Origin of the sequence: Pseudomonas putida (assembly GCF_050990305.1) — a bacterium.
Lineage (GTDB): Bacteria > Pseudomonadota > Gammaproteobacteria > Pseudomonadales > Pseudomonadaceae > Aquipseudomonas > Aquipseudomonas putida_AH.
In genome coordinates this window covers 5,673,584-5,689,566 of the sequence record NZ_CP158817.1, presented here as the reverse complement: position 1 = coordinate 5,689,566, position 15,983 = coordinate 5,673,584, and the positions used below count along the sequence as shown (strand labels likewise).

The 15,983-nt window shown below is 58.8% G+C and carries 18 protein-coding genes; 14 read left to right on the top strand and 4 right to left on the bottom strand.

The window, feature by feature from the left end; genetic code table 11:
- Positions 1-83: 83 nt before the first annotated feature.
- Positions 84-425, bottom strand: coding sequence for a zinc ribbon domain-containing protein YjdM (locus ABTV22_RS25855; protein ID WP_008022504.1), 342 nt, complete (start codon positions 423-425; stop codon positions 84-86).
- Positions 426-579: 154 nt separating this feature from the next.
- On the bottom strand, positions 580-1,548 hold the full coding sequence (locus ABTV22_RS25850; RefSeq protein ID WP_433737202.1) for a polyprenyl synthetase family protein: 969 nt from the start codon (positions 1,546-1,548) through the stop codon (positions 580-582).
- Positions 1,549-1,788: 240 nt separating this feature from the next.
- Here ABTV22_RS25850 and rplU point away from each other — a divergent pair, with 240 nt between their 5' ends.
- From rplU to ABTV22_RS25825, 5 genes are all read left to right on the top strand, one after another.
- Positions 1,789-2,103: a 50S ribosomal protein L21 gene (rplU, locus tag ABTV22_RS25845; RefSeq protein WP_007950961.1), complete on the top strand. Its 315-nt coding sequence runs from the start codon at positions 1,789-1,791 to the stop codon at positions 2,101-2,103.
- A 35-nt stretch (positions 2,104-2,138) separates the two neighbouring features.
- Positions 2,139-2,396, top strand: a complete 258-nt coding sequence (gene rpmA, locus ABTV22_RS25840; RefSeq protein ID WP_003281574.1) for a 50S ribosomal protein L27 — start codon at positions 2,139-2,141, stop codon at positions 2,394-2,396.
- 194 nt (positions 2,397-2,590) lie between these two features.
- On the top strand, positions 2,591-3,814 hold the full coding sequence (gene cgtA, locus ABTV22_RS25835; protein WP_433737201.1) for an Obg family GTPase CgtA: 1,224 nt from the start codon (positions 2,591-2,593) through the stop codon (positions 3,812-3,814).
- 139 nt (positions 3,815-3,953) lie between these two features.
- A complete protein-coding gene (proB, locus tag ABTV22_RS25830; RefSeq protein WP_433741516.1) occupies positions 3,954-5,072 on the top strand; it encodes a glutamate 5-kinase in 1,119 nt (372 codons plus the stop codon).
- 12 nt (positions 5,073-5,084) lie between these two features.
- Positions 5,085-5,549 carry a CreA family protein gene (locus ABTV22_RS25825; RefSeq protein ID WP_433737200.1) on the top strand — a complete coding sequence of 155 codons (465 nt, stop codon included), beginning with the start codon at positions 5,085-5,087 and terminating at the stop codon, positions 5,547-5,549.
- A 115-nt stretch (positions 5,550-5,664) separates the two neighbouring features.
- Here the strand turns inward: ABTV22_RS25825 and rpsT are convergent, their stop codons facing one another.
- The gene (gene rpsT, locus ABTV22_RS25820; RefSeq protein WP_007970922.1) at positions 5,665-5,943 is read right to left on the bottom strand and encodes a 30S ribosomal protein S20; all 279 of its coding nucleotides are present in this window, start codon (positions 5,941-5,943) and stop codon (positions 5,665-5,667) included.
- Between the two features lie 252 nt (positions 5,944-6,195).
- Between rpsT and murJ the strand changes: the two genes are divergently transcribed.
- From murJ to ispH, 6 genes are all read left to right on the top strand, one after another.
- Positions 6,196-7,734, top strand: a complete 1,539-nt coding sequence (murJ, locus tag ABTV22_RS25815) for a murein biosynthesis integral membrane protein MurJ (RefSeq protein WP_433737199.1) — start codon at positions 6,196-6,198, stop codon at positions 7,732-7,734.
- Between the two features lie 129 nt (positions 7,735-7,863).
- Positions 7,864-8,802, top strand: coding sequence for a bifunctional riboflavin kinase/FAD synthetase (ribF, locus tag ABTV22_RS25810; protein WP_433737198.1), 939 nt, complete (start codon positions 7,864-7,866; stop codon positions 8,800-8,802).
- Between the two features lie 13 nt (positions 8,803-8,815).
- Complete coding sequence (gene ileS, locus ABTV22_RS25805; RefSeq protein ID WP_433737197.1) at positions 8,816-11,647, top strand: isoleucine--tRNA ligase; 2,832 nt, start codon at positions 8,816-8,818, stop codon at positions 11,645-11,647.
- Complete coding sequence (gene lspA / locus ABTV22_RS25800; RefSeq protein WP_433737196.1) at positions 11,640-12,152, top strand: signal peptidase II; 513 nt, start codon at positions 11,640-11,642, stop codon at positions 12,150-12,152. Before ileS ends, lspA begins: the two co-directional genes overlap by 8 nt.
- A gap of 7 nt (positions 12,153-12,159) precedes the next feature.
- Positions 12,160-12,597 carry an FKBP-type peptidyl-prolyl cis-trans isomerase gene (gene fkpB, locus ABTV22_RS25795; protein WP_433741515.1) on the top strand — a complete coding sequence of 146 codons (438 nt, stop codon included), beginning with the start codon at positions 12,160-12,162 and terminating at the stop codon, positions 12,595-12,597.
- A gap of 152 nt (positions 12,598-12,749) precedes the next feature.
- Complete coding sequence (ispH, locus tag ABTV22_RS25790) at positions 12,750-13,697, top strand: 4-hydroxy-3-methylbut-2-enyl diphosphate reductase (protein ID WP_433737195.1); 948 nt, start codon at positions 12,750-12,752, stop codon at positions 13,695-13,697.
- On the opposite strand, the gene ABTV22_RS25785 is transcribed toward ispH, so the two are convergent.
- Complete coding sequence (locus ABTV22_RS25785; protein ID WP_433737194.1) at positions 13,674-14,222, bottom strand: GspH/FimT family pseudopilin; 549 nt, start codon at positions 14,220-14,222, stop codon at positions 13,674-13,676. The genes ispH and ABTV22_RS25785 overlap by 24 nt on opposite strands.
- A gap of 130 nt (positions 14,223-14,352) precedes the next feature.
- Between ABTV22_RS25785 and ABTV22_RS25780 the strand changes: the two genes are divergently transcribed.
- From ABTV22_RS25780 to ABTV22_RS25770, 3 genes are read left to right on the top strand one after another with little or no spacing between them, the layout of a single operon-like run.
- The gene (locus ABTV22_RS25780; protein ID WP_433737193.1) at positions 14,353-14,826 is read left to right on the top strand and encodes a GspH/FimT family pseudopilin; all 474 of its coding nucleotides are present in this window, start codon (positions 14,353-14,355) and stop codon (positions 14,824-14,826) included.
- The gene (gene pilV, locus ABTV22_RS25775) at positions 14,823-15,272 is read left to right on the top strand and encodes a type IV pilus modification protein PilV (protein ID WP_433737192.1); all 450 of its coding nucleotides are present in this window, start codon (positions 14,823-14,825) and stop codon (positions 15,270-15,272) included. The genes ABTV22_RS25780 and pilV overlap by 4 nt, the downstream gene beginning before the upstream one ends.
- Positions 15,269-15,982, top strand: a complete 714-nt coding sequence (locus ABTV22_RS25770; protein ID WP_433737191.1) for a prepilin-type N-terminal cleavage/methylation domain-containing protein — start codon at positions 15,269-15,271, stop codon at positions 15,980-15,982. Before pilV ends, ABTV22_RS25770 begins: the two co-directional genes overlap by 4 nt.
- Position 15,983 lies beyond the last annotated feature (1 nt).

The following is a 15,983-nucleotide window of genomic DNA, read 5'->3' as shown; positions in this document are numbered from 1 at the left end:
TTGGCTATTGCGAGGAAGGAGTGGGGTGATGCGGGAGGAGGGGGCGCCACCCCACGGCGGGCGTGGGATGGAATGCAGCGGGATCAGACTTTTCTGACGAACTCGGACTTGAGCTTCATCGGGCCGATGCCGTCGATCTTGCAGTCAATGTCGTGATCGCCATCGCACAGGCGGATATTTTTGACCTTGGTGCCGACCTTGACCACCAGAGACGTGCCCTTGACCTTGAGGTCCTTGATCACGGTGATGGTGTCGCCGTCCTGCAAGACGTTGCCAACCGAATCCTTTTTCACGGCATCATCGGATGCCGCTTCGGCTTCACCGTTGGCGGACCATTCGTGGGCGCACTCGGGGCAGATCAGCTGGGCGCCGTCTTCATAGGTGTATTCGGAATTGCATTTCGGGCAGGGTGGCAACGTGCTCACTAAGGCTCCTTGAAGTCAGGATCGCTAAAAAGCGCACATTATATAGGGTTTTATTCCTGGGTGGAGCCAAAAGCAAAAGATCGCAGCCTTCGGCAGCTCCTACAGAGTGTGTAGGAGCTGCCGAAGGCTGCGATCTTTTGCTCTTGCTTTGCGATCAGTGCGTTCGGGCGACCGCAAACTCGCTCAACTCGACCAGTGCGTCACGATACTCGCTGGCAGGCAGCGCATCGAGGCACTTGATCGCACGGGCTACATAGTCGCGGGCCAGTTGCGCGGTGTACTCCAGCGAACCCGAGGCTTCCACGGCTACGCGGATGCTTTCCAGGTCTTCGATGCCGCCTTTCTGGATCGCCTTGCGCACCAAGGCTGCCTGCTCAGGCGTACCTTCGCGCATGGTGTAGATCAGCGGGAGGGTTGGCTTGCCTTCAGCCAGATCGTCACCGACGTTCTTGCCCAGGGTTTCGGCATCGCCCTTGTAGTCCAGCAAGTCGTCGACCAGTTGGAAGGCTACGCCCAAGTGATCGCCGAAGGTGCGCAGCGCTTCGCTCTGTTCAAGCGTTGCACCGGCCAAGGCCGCTGCGCTGTGGGTCGAGGCTTCGAAGAGCATCGCGGTCTTGCCGCGGATGACTTCCATGTAGGTTTCTTCGGTGGTGCTGGCGTCACGGACCTTCGACAGCTGCAGCACTTCGCCTTCGGCGATGATGCGTGTGGCTTGCGAAAGAATCTTCATGACCGGCATGGAGCCCAGTTCGACCATCATCTCGAAGGAACGCGAATACAGGAAGTCGCCCACCAGCACGCTTGGGGCATTGCCCCACATGGCGTTGGCGGTCGAGCGGCCACGGCGCATGCCGGACATGTCGACCACGTCGTCATGCAGCAGGGTCGCGGTGTGCAGGAATTCGATGGTCGCGGCCAACAGGCGCATGTCATCGCCTTCGCGACCCAGGGCCTTGCCACACAGCAACACTAATAAAGGTCGAAGGCGTTTGCCGCCGGCCGAGGTAATGTAATCGCCGATTTTCGATACCAGCGGCACTCGGGAAGTCAGCTGCTTCTTGATGATGCCGTCGACGGCGCTAAAATCGTCCGCCACCGCGCGGTAGAAAGCTTGGGGTTGCATCAGCGACAGTCGCTCCAGAAGGGTTGCGCGGCATGCTAGGACCCACGTCCGGGCCTGTCAAGGCGCGATGGACGGCCTATTGCAAGGCGCTCGTGCCTTGCGTACAATCGCGCACCCTGAACTTCCTGGGCAGCACCTGCCTTACGCAATTGCAAGCGGGCCTTCCAGCCCCATGCAGCCATGCCAGCCAATACCTCTTCTTATAAAGAGCTGGGTGAGCAGGATTATCGGAGAAATACCATGTCTTATGCAGTAATCGTTACTGGCGGCAAGCAATACAAGGTCGCCCCGGGTGAATACCTGAAGATCGAAAAACTGGAAGTCGCTACCGGCGAATCCGTTACCTTTGATCGCGTTCTGTTGGTTGCCAATGGCGACGACGTGAACATCGGCGCTCCAGTTGTTGCTGGCGCTACTGTTGTGGCTGAAGTGATCTCCCAAGGTCGTCACGATAAAGTCCGCATCATCAAGTTCCGTCGCCGTAAGCACCACATGAAGCGTATGGGCCACCGCCAGTGGTACACCGAGATCAAAATCACCGGTATTCAGGCTTAATTACAGCCTAATTCCTCACTAGGAGAATTGAACTCATGGCACACAAAAAAGCTGGTGGTAGTACCCGTAACGGTCGCGACTCAGAAGCCAAACGCCTTGGCGTGAAGATGTATGGCGGCCAGGCTATCAAAGCAGGCAACATCATCGTGCGTCAGCGCGGCACCCAATTCCACGCTGGCTACGGCGTTGGCATGGGTAAAGATCACACCCTCTTCGCTAAAGTCGAAGGCGTGATCAAGTTCGAAGTAAAAGGCGCCTTCGGTCGTCGTTACGTGAGCGTTGTCGCAGCCTAATTGCGAGAATGCTGGAGAAGCCCTGTCTTGCGACGGGGCTTTTTCGTTTGTGGGGTGAGTCTCTTGCAAAGCTGTTTGTATGGGCTGTCGGCGTGCGATGCGGGTCGTGATTTGGGGTCGCTGCGCTCATCTTTGCAAGAGTCTTATGTCTTGATTGTTTTTCGGCTCGTCCGTATGGCGAGAGGCGTTTTGTTATGAAGTTTGTTGATGAAGTATCGATCCGAGTAAAGGCTGGCGACGGCGGTAACGGTTGCATGAGTTTCCGTCGCGAAAAATTCATCGAAAACGGTGGTCCGAACGGTGGTGACGGCGGCGACGGCGGCTCGGTCTTCATGATCGCCGACGAAAACCTCAATACCCTGGTCGACTATCGTTACACCCGGCATTTCGATGCCGAGCGTGGCTCCAATGGCGGCAGCACCGATTGCACCGGCAAGAAAGGTGAGGATCTGGTGCTGCGCGTTCCAGTCGGCACCACGGTGATCGACTCCGCCACTCAGGAAGTGATCGGTGACCTGACCAAGGCTGGCCAGAAGCTGCTGGTGGCCCATGGTGGCTGGCACGGCTTGGGTAACACCCGTTTCAAGTCCAGTACCAACCGCGCGCCACGTCAGACCACGCCGGGCAAGCCGGGCGAGCAGCGTGACCTGAAACTGGAAATGAAAGTGCTGGCGGACGTGGGTCTGCTGGGCTTGCCGAATGCGGGCAAAAGTACCTTTATTCGTTCGGTGTCGGCCGCCAAGCCGAAAGTCGCCGACTACCCGTTCACCACTCTGGTGCCAAACCTGGGTGTGGTCAGCGTCGATCGCTGGAAAAGTTTTGTGGTCGCGGATATTCCGGGTCTGATCGAAGGGGCATCCGACGGTGCTGGTCTGGGGATTCGCTTCCTCAAGCACTTGTCGCGTACCCGCCTGCTGTTGCACCTCGTCGACATGGCGCCGCTGGATGAAACCAGTGCTGCGGACGCGGCAGAAGTCATCGTTAGCGAGCTGACCAAGTTCAGTCCTTCCCTGGCTGAGCGTGATCGTTGGTTGATCCTGAACAAATGCGACCAGATCCTCGATGAAGAGCACGATGCTCGCGTCAAGGAAATCGTGGAGCGCCTGGAGTGGACCGGCCCGGTTTATGTGATCTCGGCCATCGCCAAGCAGAACACCGAGCGTCTGTGCCACGACATCATGCGTTACCTGGAAGATCGTGCCGATCGCCTGGCGAACGACCCGGCCTACCGGGAAGAGTTGGCGGAGCTCGATCAGCGTATCGAAGACGAGGCCCGTGCCCAGTTGCAAGCGCTGGATGATCAGCGTGCTCTGCGTCGCAGCGGCGTCAAGTCGGTTCACGACATCGGCGACGATGATTGGGACGAAGAAGATGTGGATGATGAAGACGGTCCGGAAATCATTTACGTGCGTGACTGATCCGTTGCGATAAACTTAAGCGCCGCTCAATCGAGCGGCGTTTTAGTATCTGGAAATCGATAGTTCTGTAAGTTGGTAATCACGAATAACGTTACGGGCAGCGCCAAGTCGCGCTGCCCTCGAGCTAAGGTTGAAGATGATGCGGAGCAAGGTGACGGGTGCGCAGCGTTGGGTCGTGAAAATCGGCAGCGCTTTGCTGACGGCGGACGGCAAGGGGCTGGACCGCGCGGCAATGGGTGTCTGGGTTGAACAGATGGTGGCCTTGCATGAGGCGGGTGTCGAGCTGGTGCTGGTGTCCTCCGGGGCGGTGGCGGCCGGCATGAGCCGTCTGGGCTGGACCTCGCGACCCAGTGCGATGCACGAGCTCCAGGCCGCTGCAGCAATCGGTCAGATGGGGTTGGTGCAGGCCTGGGAATCGAGCTTTGCCGAGCATGGCCGGCACACCGCGCAGATTCTTCTGACTCACGATGATCTGTCTGATCGCAAGCGCTACCTGAACGCCCGCAGTACTCTGCGTGCTCTGGTCGAGTTGAAAGTCATTCCGGTGATCAACGAAAACGACACCGTAGTCACCGACGAAATCCGATTTGGCGACAACGACACCCTGGCGGCGCTGGTGGCCAACCTGGTCGAGGCGGACTTGCTGGTGATCCTGACGGATCGCGATGGCATGTTCGACGCCGATCCGCGCAACAATCCCGATGCCCAGTTGATTTACGAAGCGCGCGCCGATGATCCGGCGCTCGATGCGGTGGCGGGCGGGACCGGTGGTGCGCTGGGGCGCGGCGGCATGCAGACCAAGCTGCGTGCGGCACGTCTGGCGGCGCGTTCCGGTGCGCATACGATCATTGTGGGTGGACGCATCGAGCGCGTGCTGGATCGCCTCAAAGCGGGTGATCGCATTGGCACCTTGCTCTCGCCAGAACGTGGCATGTTGGCGGCGCGCAAGCAGTGGTTGGCCGGGCATTTGCAAACCCGTGGCACCCTGGTGCTGGATGCGGGGGCAGTGACCGCGCTGTCCCAAGGCAACAAAAGTTTGCTGCCGGTGGGGGTTAAGCTGGTTCAGGGCAGCTTCCGTCGCGGTGAGATGGTGGTGTGCGTAGCGCCGGACGGTCGAGAGATCGCTCGCGGCCTGGCGAACTACAGTGCGCTGGAGGCGCAAAAAATCATCGGTCAGTCGTCTGAAGCGATCGTCGGTTTGCTGGGTTACATGGCTGAGCCGGAGCTGGTTCACCGCGATAACCTGATTCTGGTCTGAAGGAATATCTGAATGCGTATGGCAAAAGGTTTGTTGGGATTGCTGCTGGCGATGCCGTTGCTGGCGTCGGCCGAGGAAATCGGCCAGGTATCGACAGTGTTCAAGTTCGTCGGTCCCAACGACCGGATAGTCGTAGAGGCATTCGATGATCCGAAGGTCGAGGGTGTGACCTGCTACCTTTCACGCGCCAAGACCGGTGGCGTGAAGGGTGGCCTGGGTCTGGCCGAGGATCGTGCCGAGGCTTCGATTGCCTGTCGCCAGGTCGGGCCTATCAGCTTCAGGGGTGAGCTCAAGGATGGAGATGAGGTGTTCAAGGAGCGCACATCCCTGGTGTTCAAGACCATGCAGGTGGTGCGTTTCCTGGATAAGAAGCGCAATACGCTGGTGTATCTGGTGTACAGCGATCGCTTGATCGAGGGCAGCCCGCAGAATGCGGTGACGGCGATACCGATTTTGCCGTGGGCGAGCCCCCAGTAGGCTGCAAGTACCCTGTGGGAGCGAGCAAGCTCGCTCCCACAGTTTTTTGTGTGCCTGGTAAATAGCAGGCAATAAAAAACCGACCCTGAGGTCGGTTTTTTAATGAACGCGTCGCTTAGGCAGCAGCGGCAACGTTCAGGGCCTTAACGTGGCCATTCAGGCGGCTCTTATGGCGAGCGGCCTTGTTCTTGTGGATGATGCCTTTATCGGCCATACGGTCGATAACTGGCACAGCCAGAACGTAAGCAGCTTGTGCTTTAGCAGCGTCTTTTGCGTCGATGGCTTTAACTACATTCTTGATGTAGGTACGAACCATGGAACGCAGGCTGGCGTTGTGGCTGCGACGCTTCTCAGCCTGTTTTGCACGTTTTTTGGCGGAAGGTGAGTTGGCCACCGTCGAGCTCCTCGAAAGACTTTTTAGGAAATAGCAAACAAAATAGGCCGCGAATCATGCCGATGAGTTGAAGTCTTGTCAAGGGCGGTTGATGCGTTCCGCTGAGTGGTCGATCTGAAGAGGCGGGATATTTATTTCCGGCGCTTGACCTGTAAACTCGCGAGCTTTGGCTCTGTGCTGTTGCGGCGCGGAGTATCGCACAAGTAGGCGCCGAGTTCGCCTGCTGTTTATCGACAGGCACGCACAATTTCAATGAATCTGCTCAAATCGTTGGCCGCCGTCAGCTCTATCACGATGCTTTCCCGGATTCTGGGTTTTGTTCGTGACACCCTCATCGCGCGTACCTTTGGCGCCGGAATGGCGACCGACGCCTTCTTCATCGCCTTTAAACTTCCCAATCTACTGCGTCGAATTTTTGCCGAGGGGGCGTTTTCCCAGGCGTTCGTGCCGATTCTTGCCGAATATAAAAGCCAGAAGGGCGAAGAAGCGACGCGCACCTTTATTGCCTACGTTTCGGGTCTGTTGACGCTGGTGCTGGCGCTGGTCACGGCATTGGGCATGCTGGCGGCACCGTGGGTTATCTGGGTAACGGCGCCGGGCTTCACCAACACCCCGGAGAAATTCGAGCTGACGTCCAGCCTGTTGCGGGTGACGTTCCCCTACATTTTGCTGATTTCCCTGTCCTCCCTGGCGGGAGCAATCCTAAACACTTGGAACCGTTTTTCGGTGCCGGCCTTTGTGCCGACCCTGCTCAATGTGAGCATGATCATCTTTTCGCTGGTCTTGACGCCGTATTTCGATCCGCCAGTGATGGCGCTGGGCTGGGCGGTGCTGGTGGGTGGGTTGGCACAGTTGCTGTACCAACTACCGCATCTGAAAAAAATCGGCATGCTGGTGCTGCCGCGCCTTAATTTGCGGGACAGTGGTGTCTGGCGGGTGATGAAGCAGATGCTGCCGGCGATTCTTGGCGTGTCGGTGAGCCAAATTTCGTTGATCATCAACACCATTTTCGCTTCGTTCCTGGTTGCCGGCTCCGTGTCCTGGATGTACTACGCCGACCGCTTGATGGAGCTGCCGTCTGGCGTGCTAGGCGTGGCGTTGGGGACGATTCTGTTGCCGACCCTGGCCAAGACTTACGCCAGCAAGGATCGTCACGAATATTCACGAATCCTCGATTGGGGGTTGCGCCTGTGCTTCGTGCTGGTACTGCCTTGCGCTTTGGCTCTGGGGATTCTGGCCGAGCCGTTGACCGTTTCGTTGTTTCAATACGGTCAGTTCGACGCGCATGATGCGGCCATGACTCAGCGAGCATTGATCGCCTATTCGGTTGGTTTGCTCGGAATTATTGTGATCAAAGTGCTGGCACCGGGCTTTTATGCGCAACAAAACATCCGTACACCGGTGAAGATCGCAATTTTCACCCTGGTCGTGACTCAGCTGTTCAACCTGTTGCTGATCGGCCCGCTGGCCCATGCCGGTCTTGCGCTGGCCATCAGTGCCGGCGCCTGCCTCAACGCTGGGTTGCTCTTCTATCAACTGCGCAAGCAGCAGATGTATCAGCCACAGCCGGGGTGGGCGAAGTTCGCATTCAAGCTGGTGGTCGCGGTGGCGGTGATGTCTGGCGTGCTGTTGCTGGGGATGCACTTCATGCCAGCGTGGGGCGAAGGGCAGATGCTTGAGCGTTTCCTGCGTCTGGGTGTCCTGGTGGTGGCCGGTGTGGTGGCGTATTTCGGCATGTTAGTGTTGCTGGGCTTCCGCTTGCGCGATTTCAATCGCAAGGCGCTGGGCTGAGGATAAAACCTCGATAATCACGGTCGGGCCGGCATTTTTGTCGGCTCGATCACTTTGGGTGGCGGTGTTGCCTGTCGTCGGCCGCCGGGTGTGGTTATAATCGACCACTTTATGAGCAAGAAGCGCGTTATGCAGCTGGTTCGAGGCCTCCACAATCTGCGCCCCCAGCATCGGGGCTGCGTCGCCACTATTGGCAACTTTGACGGTGTACACCGTGGCCACCAGGCTATCCTGGCGCGGCTGCGTGAGCGTGCGCTCGAGTTGGGCGTGCCCAGCTGTGTGGTGATTTTCGAGCCGCAGCCACGGGAATTTTTCGCTCCCGACACTGCTCCGGCGCGACTGGCCCGCCTGCGGGATAAATTGCAGCTGCTGGCGGCTGAAGGTGTCGACCGGGTGCTCTGCCTGGCGTTCAATCAGCGCCTGAGCAAGCTCAGCGCCAGCGAGTTCGTCGATACCATCCTGGTCGACGGCCTTGGCGTGCAGCACCTTGAAGTCGGTGACGACTTCCGTTTCGGTTGTGACCGGGTCGGTGATTTCGATTTCCTGCAGCAGGCTGGCGTCATGCAAGGCTTTACCGTCGAAGCGGCGCAGACCGTCGAACTGGACGGCATCCGGGTCAGCAGCACCCAAGTGCGTAACGCGCTGGCTGCTGCTGATTTTGGCCTCGCCGAACGCCTGCTCGGTCGCCCGTACCGGATTGCCGGGCGCGTGCTGCACGGTCAGAAGCTGGCTCGGCAACTGGGTACGCCCACCGCCAACATACAACTCAAGCGCCGTCGCGTGCCGTTCACTGGGGTTTATCTGGTCGACGTCGAGATCGACGGCAAGACCTGGCCCGGCGTCGCCAACATTGGCGTGCGGCCCACGGTTCAAGGTGATGGCAAGGCCCACCTGGAAGTACATCTTTTAGATTTTGCCGGCGATCTGTATGACCGGCGTTTGACGGTGGTTTTCCACCACAAGCTGCGTGAAGAGCAGCGTTTCGCCTCTCTGGAGGCGCTGAAAACGGCGATCAACGCGGATGTCGCCGCCGCCCGTGCACTAGCCGCACCTAGCGCCCATCGCTAATGAAGAGCCTTAAATGACCGACTATAAAGCCACGCTAAACCTTCCGGACACCGCCTTCCCAATGAAGGCCGGCCTGCCTCAGCGCGAACCGCAGATTCTGCAGCGCTGGGACAGCATTGGCCTGTACGGAAAGTTGCGCGAAATTGGCAAGGATCGTCCGAAGTTCGTCCTGCACGACGGTCCTCCGTACGCCAATGGCACGATTCACATCGGTCATGCACTGAACAAGATCCTCAAGGACATGATCATCCGCTCGAAGACCCTGTCGGGCTTCGACGCGCCTTATGTTCCGGGTTGGGACTGCCACGGCCTGCCGATCGAGCACAAGGTCGAAGTGACCCACGGCAAGAACCTGGGCGCGGACAAGACCCGCGAACTGTGCCGTGCGTACGCCACCGAGCAGATCGAAGGCCAGAAATCCGAATTCATTCGTCTGGGCGTGTTGGGCGATTTCGCCAACCCGTACAAGACCATGGACTTCAAGAACGAGGCCGGTGAAATCCGTGCCTTGGCCGAAATCGTCAAGGGCGGTTTCGTGTTCAAGGGCCTCAAGCCTGTGAACTGGTGCTTCGACTGCGGCTCGGCCCTGGCCGAAGCGGAAGTCGAGTACGAGAACAAGAAGTCCTCGACCATCGACGTAGCGTTCCCGATTGCCGATGAAGCCAAGCTGGCTGCCGCTTTCGGCCTGCCATCGCTGGCAAAACCTGCCGCGATCGTGATCTGGACCACCACCCCGTGGACCATCCCGGCCAACCAGGCGCTGAACGTTCACCCGGAATTCAACTACGCCCTGGTCGATATCGGCGACAAGTTGCTGGTTCTGGCTGAAGAGCTGGTTGAGTCCTGCCTGACCCGTTACGGCGTCGAAGGCACCGTACTGGCCACCGCGCCGGGTTCGGCACTGGAACTGATCAATTTCCGCCACCCGTTCTACGACCGTTTGTCGCCAGTTTATCTGGCCGACTACGTCGAACTGGGCGCCGGCACCGGTGTGGTTCACTCCGCCCCGGCGTATGGCGTGGACGACTTCGTGACCTGCAAGAAGTACGGCATGGTCAACGACGACATCCTCAATCCGGTCCAGAGCAACGGCGTATATGTGCCATCGCTGGAGTTCTTCGGTGGCCAGTTCATCTGGAAGGCCAACCCGGCCATCGTCGACAAATTGACTGAAGTTGGTGCGCTGATGCACACCACAGTCATCGAACACAGCTACATGCACTGCTGGCGCCACAAGACCCCGCTGATCTACCGCGCCACCGCGCAGTGGTTCATCGGCATGGACAAGCAGCCGACCACCGGCGATACCCTGCGCCAGCGTTCGCTCAAAGCCATTGAAGACACTAAATTCGTCCCTGCATGGGGCCAGGCGCGCCTGCACTCGATGATCGCCAACCGTCCGGACTGGTGCATCTCCCGTCAGCGCAACTGGGGCGTGCCGATCCCGTTCTTCCTGAACAAGGAAAGCGGCGAACTGCATCCACGCACCGTTGAACTGATGGAAGAAGTCGCCAAGCGCGTCGAAGTCGAAGGCATCGAAGCCTGGTTCAAGCTGGACGCCGCCGAGCTGCTGGGCGACGAGGCGCCGCAATACGACAAGATCAGCGACACCCTGGACGTCTGGTTCGATTCGGGTACCACGCACTGGCACGTCCTGCGCGGTTCGCACCCGATGGGTCACGAAACCGGTCCACGCGCCGACCTGTACCTGGAAGGTTCGGACCAGCACCGTGGCTGGTTCCATTCGTCGCTGCTGACCGGTTGCGCCATCGACAACCACGCGCCGTACCGCGAACTCCTGACCCACGGATTCACCGTCGACGAGTCTGGCCGCAAGATGTCCAAGTCCTTGGGCAACGTCATTGCGCCACAAAAGGTCAACGACACCCTGGGCGCCGACATCATGCGTCTGTGGGTAGCTTCGACTGACTATTCTGGCGAGATGGCTGTTTCTGAACAGATCCTGCAACGCAGTGCGGACGCCTACCGGCGTATCCGTAACACCGCGCGTTTCCTGCTCTCGAACCTGACCGGCTTCAACCCGGCCACCGACCTGCTGCCGGCTGAAGAAATGCTGGCACTGGACCGTTGGGCCGTGGACCGTACCCTGCTGCTGCAACGTGAGTTGCAAGAGCACTACGGCGAATACCGCTTCTGGAACGTGTACTCGAAGATCCACAACTTCTGCGTGCAGGAGCTGGGTGGTTTCTACCTCGACATCATCAAGGACCGCCAGTACACCACCGGTGCCGACAGCAAGGCCCGTCGCTCCTGCCAGACCGCGCTGTTCCACATCTCCGAAGCACTGGTGCGCTGGATCGCTCCGATCCTGGCGTTCACCGCCGACGAGCTGTGGCAATACCTGCCGGGCGAGCGCAACGAGTCCGTCATGCTCAACACTTGGTACGAAGGCCTGAGCGAACTGCCGGAAGGCTTCGAGCTGGGTCGTGAATACTGGGATCGCATCATGGAAGTGAAGGTGGCGGTCAACAAGGAAATGGAAATCCAGCGTGCGGCCAAGGCTGTCGGTGGCAACCTGCAAGCCGAAGTGACGCTGTTCGCCGAAGACGCCCTGAGCGCCGACCTGGCCAAGTTGAGCAACGAACTGCGCTTCGTGCTGATCACGTCCACCGCCAGTGTTTCGCCTTTCGTGCAAGCACCGGCGGATGCAGTGGCCACCGAAGTCAGCGGCCTGAAGCTGAAGATCGTCAAATCGGCTCACGCCAAGTGCGCCCGTTGCTGGCACTGCCGTGAAGACGTCGGCGTGAACCCGGAGCATCCGGAAATCTGCGGTCGTTGCGTCGACAACATCAGCGGTGCTGGCGAGGTTCGCCACTATGCCTAATGCCGTTGGCCGTTTTGGACGGCTGAGCTGGCTCTGGTTGAGTTTGCTGGTTCTGGTCATTGACCAGGCCAGCAAGTTCTACTTCGAAGGCAAGCTCCAGATGTACCAGCAGATCGTGATCATTCCCGATTACTTCAGTTGGACCCTGGCCTACAACACTGGCGCCGCGTTCAGCTTCCTGGCGGACAGCTCCGGCTGGCAGCGCTGGCTGTTCGCCCTGATCGCCGTGGTGGTCAGTGGGGTGCTGGTGGTCTGGCTCAAGCGCCTGGGACGCAACGAAACCTGGCTGGCCATCGCCCTGGCATTGGTGCTGGGCGGTGCGCTGGGCAACCTTTATGACCGCATTGCCCTGGGCCATGTGATCGACTTCATTCTGGTGCACTGGCAGAACCGCTGGTACTTCCCGGCGTTCAACTTTGCCGACAGTGCCATCACTGTGGGCGCTGTCATGCTGGCACTGGATATGTTCAAAAGTAAGAAAACCGGAGAAACCGTTCATGACTGAACAGGTATTGGCTGAACAACGTATCGGCCAGAACACGGAAGTCACCTTGCATTTCGCATTGCGCCTGGAGAACGGCGACACGGTGGACAGCACCTTCGACAAAGCCCCGGCGACCTTCAAGGTCGGTGATGGCAACTTGTTGCCAGGTTTCGAAGCGGCACTGTTCGGTTTCAAGGCAGGGGACAAGCGTACCCTGAGCATCGAACCGGAAAACGCGTTCGGTCAGCCAAACCCGCAAAACGTGCAGATCATCCCGCGTTCGCAGTTCCAGGACATGGACCTGTCTCCAGGCCTGCTGGTGATCTTCAACGATGCGGCCAATACTGAATTGCCGGGTGTGGTGAAAGAGTTCGATGACACCAACGTGACCATCGACTTCAACCACCCGCTGGCAGGCAAGACACTGACCTTTGACGTGGAAATCATCTCCGTCAAAGCGCTTTAACTGACCGAACACGGTCATCTGTAGGAGCAAAGCTTGCTCGCGATAGCGTCATTTCAGTCGACATCATTGTTGGCTGATCCACCGCTATCGCGAGCAAGCTTTGCTCCTACAGGTTTACGATCAATTTTCGCGCGCAAGACACGAGGCACAGCATGCAAATCAAACTCGCCAACCCCCGTGGCTTCTGCGCCGGTGTGGACCGGGCGATCGAAATCGTCAACCGCGCCCTGGAAGTCTTCGGGCCGCCGATCTACGTGCGCCATGAAGTGGTTCACAACAAATTCGTCGTCGAAGACCTGCGCAACCGTGGAGCGATCTTTGTCGAGGAACTGGATCAGGTGCCGGACGATGTGATCGTGATCTTCAGTGCCCACGGTGTTTCCCAGGCCGTGCGTACCGAAGCGGCTGGCCGTGGTCTGAAGGTGTTCGATGCCACCTGCCCGCTGGTGACCAAGGTGCACATCGAAGTTGCGCGTTACAGCCGCGACGGTCGTGAGTGCATCCTGATTGGCCACGCCGGTCACCCGGAAGTCGAAGGCACCATGGGTCAGTACGATGCCAGCAACGGCGGGGCAATCTATTTGGTCGAAGACGAGAAAGATGTCGCCGAACTGCAAGTGAACAACCCGGAAAAACTGGCGTTCGTGACCCAGACCACCTTGTCCATGGACGATACAAGCCGCGTCATCGACGCCCTGCGTACGCGCTTCCCGGCCATCGGCGGTCCGCGCAAGGACGACATCTGCTACGCCACCCAAAACCGTCAGGATGCGGTCAAGCAACTGGCCGACGAATGCGATGTGGTGCTGGTGGTCGGCAGTCCGAACAGTTCCAACTCCAACCGCCTGCGTGAACTCGCTGAGCGCATGGCCACCCCGGCCTACTTGATCGACGGTGCCGAAGACCTGCAGAAGAGCTGGTTCGAGGGCGTCGAGCGTATCGGCATCACCGCGGGCGCCTCAGCTCCGGAAGTCCTGGTGCGTGGCGTGATCCAGCAATTGCAGGCCTGGGGTGCTACGGGTGCCGATGAGCTGGCGGGTCGGGAAGAGAACATCACGTTCTCCATGCCTAAAGAGCTACGTGTTCGTTCCCTCCTCTGAGTCTTCTCCTCCCACGCAAAGCGCCTGTTCAGTCCTTTTACTGCGCAGGCTGACATTGCCGGTCCGGGCCAATACCACTTGGTATTGGCTCAAGGACTCCCGGGCGGAGCAAATGTGTAATGTCCCCGCTTGAAACGCGCCACTGGGCAGCAAGGGCTCGCCCAAATCGCTGAACCTTACAAAAATCCTGACCGGTCTATTGCCCACGACAGGCACCCGGGCACTGCTCTGGCGTTCAATAAGCAGCGGATTGCTGTCGTCTTCATACCCCTTGCCACTCACATCCAGAATCATCCGCCAACCCTGACCCCAATCGCCGTTTATCCCGTGAACGACAACAGTCTGGCTTCGGGCAATGGCTTCGCTTCTTGCACTGCGCAATCCACTGACCAGTGACCTCGCCGCTTCCTCGCGATAGTTCGATTCAGTAACGGCCGCGAACGCTGGACTGACCAAATGCAGAACAATCCCGACAATCGTCAGTCCCATAAGCAGTTCGATCAGACTGAAGCCTTGCTGGCGCATGACATGTCCCTCCCTGGAATGTGATGGCCCGTGCGATCCATGCACGAGTAATGGCACGACAACCGCGCTGCGGTGGTCGAATGATTTAGCGTGTAAGAGCAGGTATAGCCGAGGGTAACGGAGGGCAGCGATGGATCATCGTACAAAAGGTTTCACGCTGATCGAGTTGCTGGTCGCCATCGCGATCTTTCTGGTCCTGATCACCCTGGCGGTCCCGGCGTTCACCCGTTCCACGCAAATTTCCAGGGCCGACACCGAGGTCGGTGATTTGCAACGTGGCTTGAACTTCGCCCGTCTGGAAGCGATCAACCGGGGCGTGACCACGCGTGTGCGTCCCACGGCGGATGGCAGCGCCTGGACCGGGGAGCTGTCGGTGTATGACGGGATCGGCACGCCGGCCAATGTGTTGCGTGTTGTACCCGCGATGAGCAGTGGCGCGACTCTGACGCTAACCTCAGGCGTGACCGCCATCGATTTCAATAATCTTGGCGGGCTGTCGTCATCGTCCACGGCGGTGGTGATCAGCTATGTGCTAGGAGCACAAAGCAGGACGCTGAATGTGTGTTTGAACGGACGAATTCTATTGGGCGGAAGTTGCGGATGATTCAATGGAGCAAGCGTGCACAGGAAGGCATGACGCTGATCGAAGTCCTGGTGGCATTGTTGATTCTTGGCGTGGGGTTGTTGGGAGCAGCATCGATTCAACTTAATGCGCTCAAGTACACCGACAGCGCGCGCATGACCAGCCAGGCCAGCTTTATCGCCTACGACATGATGGACCGCATCCGCGCCAATTCAGCCGCCGACTACACCGTCACACCGCCGACCTCGGGTAACCTGAGTATTGCCCGGGACCAGGACCTCTACGATTTCACCACTAATATCGCCAGTTTTGGTGGCCCGACGGCGACCGGCAGCATCAGCCTCAATCAGCGTGTGTACACCATCACGATTACTTGGGATGACTCTCGGGCCGCCAATGCTGCCAATTCCCGACGCAGCTTTGTGCTCACCAGCCGCTCTACCGTCGACCCGGTGGCGACACCATGAGCCGCGTCCAAAAAGGCTTCGGCCTGATCGAGTTGTTGATTGCTCTGGCCTTGAGCCTGGTTGTGGTGCTCGGTGTGGTGCAGGTGTTCATTTCCGCGAAAAACACCTATGTCAGCCAGAACAGCGCGGCTGCCATGCAAGAGGATGCGCGTTTCGTATTGAGCAAAATGATCCAGGAAATCCGCATGGTGGGTATGTTCGGCTGCCTGAGCACTATCACTGATGTAGATTCGGGGGGGCGCTTCAATGCCAGTCAGGTCACGCCGATCAATTGGGATAACGCCACTCAGCAGTTGACCCTGGTAACCGCGGACGTCGGCACCAATGGCGGAACGCCAACCTGGACAGTGCTTTCCGATTGTCGCACCAGTGCGTCGGCCTATTCCGGTACGCAAACACCCGCATCCGGCCAACTGGCCTTTCCGATTCGCAGAGTGATCTACAGCCTGAAGAATGGCCAACTGACAATGGGCGTTGGCAGCGGTACGCCGGCCCAGCAAGTGCTGGTCGATAACGTCAGTGCCTTCAACGTGAGCTTCGGCCTCGCCAGCTCTGCTTCCGATTCAGCCGCTTCCAGTTACAGCAGCAATCCATCGGACCCGGCTCGCATTCGAAGCGTGCGTTTGAGCCTCACCCTCACCGATCCAAATAACCGGGTGAGCAATCAAACCTTCAACGTGGTTGCCGCTCTGCGCAACCGCTTGCCGTGAG

Excerpts from the sequence above, each read along its gene's own strand:
- ABTV22_RS25850 (WP_433737202.1), bottom strand. The coding sequence starts at position 1,548 with ATGCAACCCCAAGCTTTCTACCGCGCGGTGGCGGACGATTTTAGCGCC.
- rplU (WP_007950961.1), top strand. The coding sequence starts at position 1,789 with ATGTCTTATGCAGTAATCGTTACTGGCGGCAAGCAATACAAGGTCGCC.
- rpmA (WP_003281574.1), top strand. The coding sequence starts at position 2,139 with ATGGCACACAAAAAAGCTGGTGGTAGTACCCGTAACGGTCGCGACTCA.
- cgtA (WP_433737201.1), top strand. The coding sequence starts at position 2,591 with ATGAAGTTTGTTGATGAAGTATCGATCCGAGTAAAGGCTGGCGACGGC.
- proB (WP_433741516.1), top strand. The coding sequence starts at position 3,954 with ATGCGGAGCAAGGTGACGGGTGCGCAGCGTTGGGTCGTGAAAATCGGC.
- ABTV22_RS25825 (WP_433737200.1), top strand. The coding sequence starts at position 5,085 with ATGCGTATGGCAAAAGGTTTGTTGGGATTGCTGCTGGCGATGCCGTTG.
- murJ (WP_433737199.1), top strand. The coding sequence starts at position 6,196 with ATGAATCTGCTCAAATCGTTGGCCGCCGTCAGCTCTATCACGATGCTT.
- ribF (WP_433737198.1), top strand. The coding sequence starts at position 7,864 with ATGCAGCTGGTTCGAGGCCTCCACAATCTGCGCCCCCAGCATCGGGGC.
- ileS (WP_433737197.1), top strand. The coding sequence starts at position 8,816 with ATGACCGACTATAAAGCCACGCTAAACCTTCCGGACACCGCCTTCCCA.
- lspA (WP_433737196.1), top strand. The coding sequence starts at position 11,640 with ATGCCTAATGCCGTTGGCCGTTTTGGACGGCTGAGCTGGCTCTGGTTG.
- ispH (WP_433737195.1), top strand. The coding sequence starts at position 12,750 with ATGCAAATCAAACTCGCCAACCCCCGTGGCTTCTGCGCCGGTGTGGAC.
- ABTV22_RS25785 (WP_433737194.1), bottom strand. The coding sequence starts at position 14,222 with ATGCGCCAGCAAGGCTTCAGTCTGATCGAACTGCTTATGGGACTGACG.
- ABTV22_RS25780 (WP_433737193.1), top strand. The coding sequence starts at position 14,353 with ATGGATCATCGTACAAAAGGTTTCACGCTGATCGAGTTGCTGGTCGCC.
- pilV (WP_433737192.1), top strand. The coding sequence starts at position 14,823 with ATGATTCAATGGAGCAAGCGTGCACAGGAAGGCATGACGCTGATCGAA.
- ABTV22_RS25770 (WP_433737191.1), top strand. The coding sequence starts at position 15,269 with ATGAGCCGCGTCCAAAAAGGCTTCGGCCTGATCGAGTTGTTGATTGCT.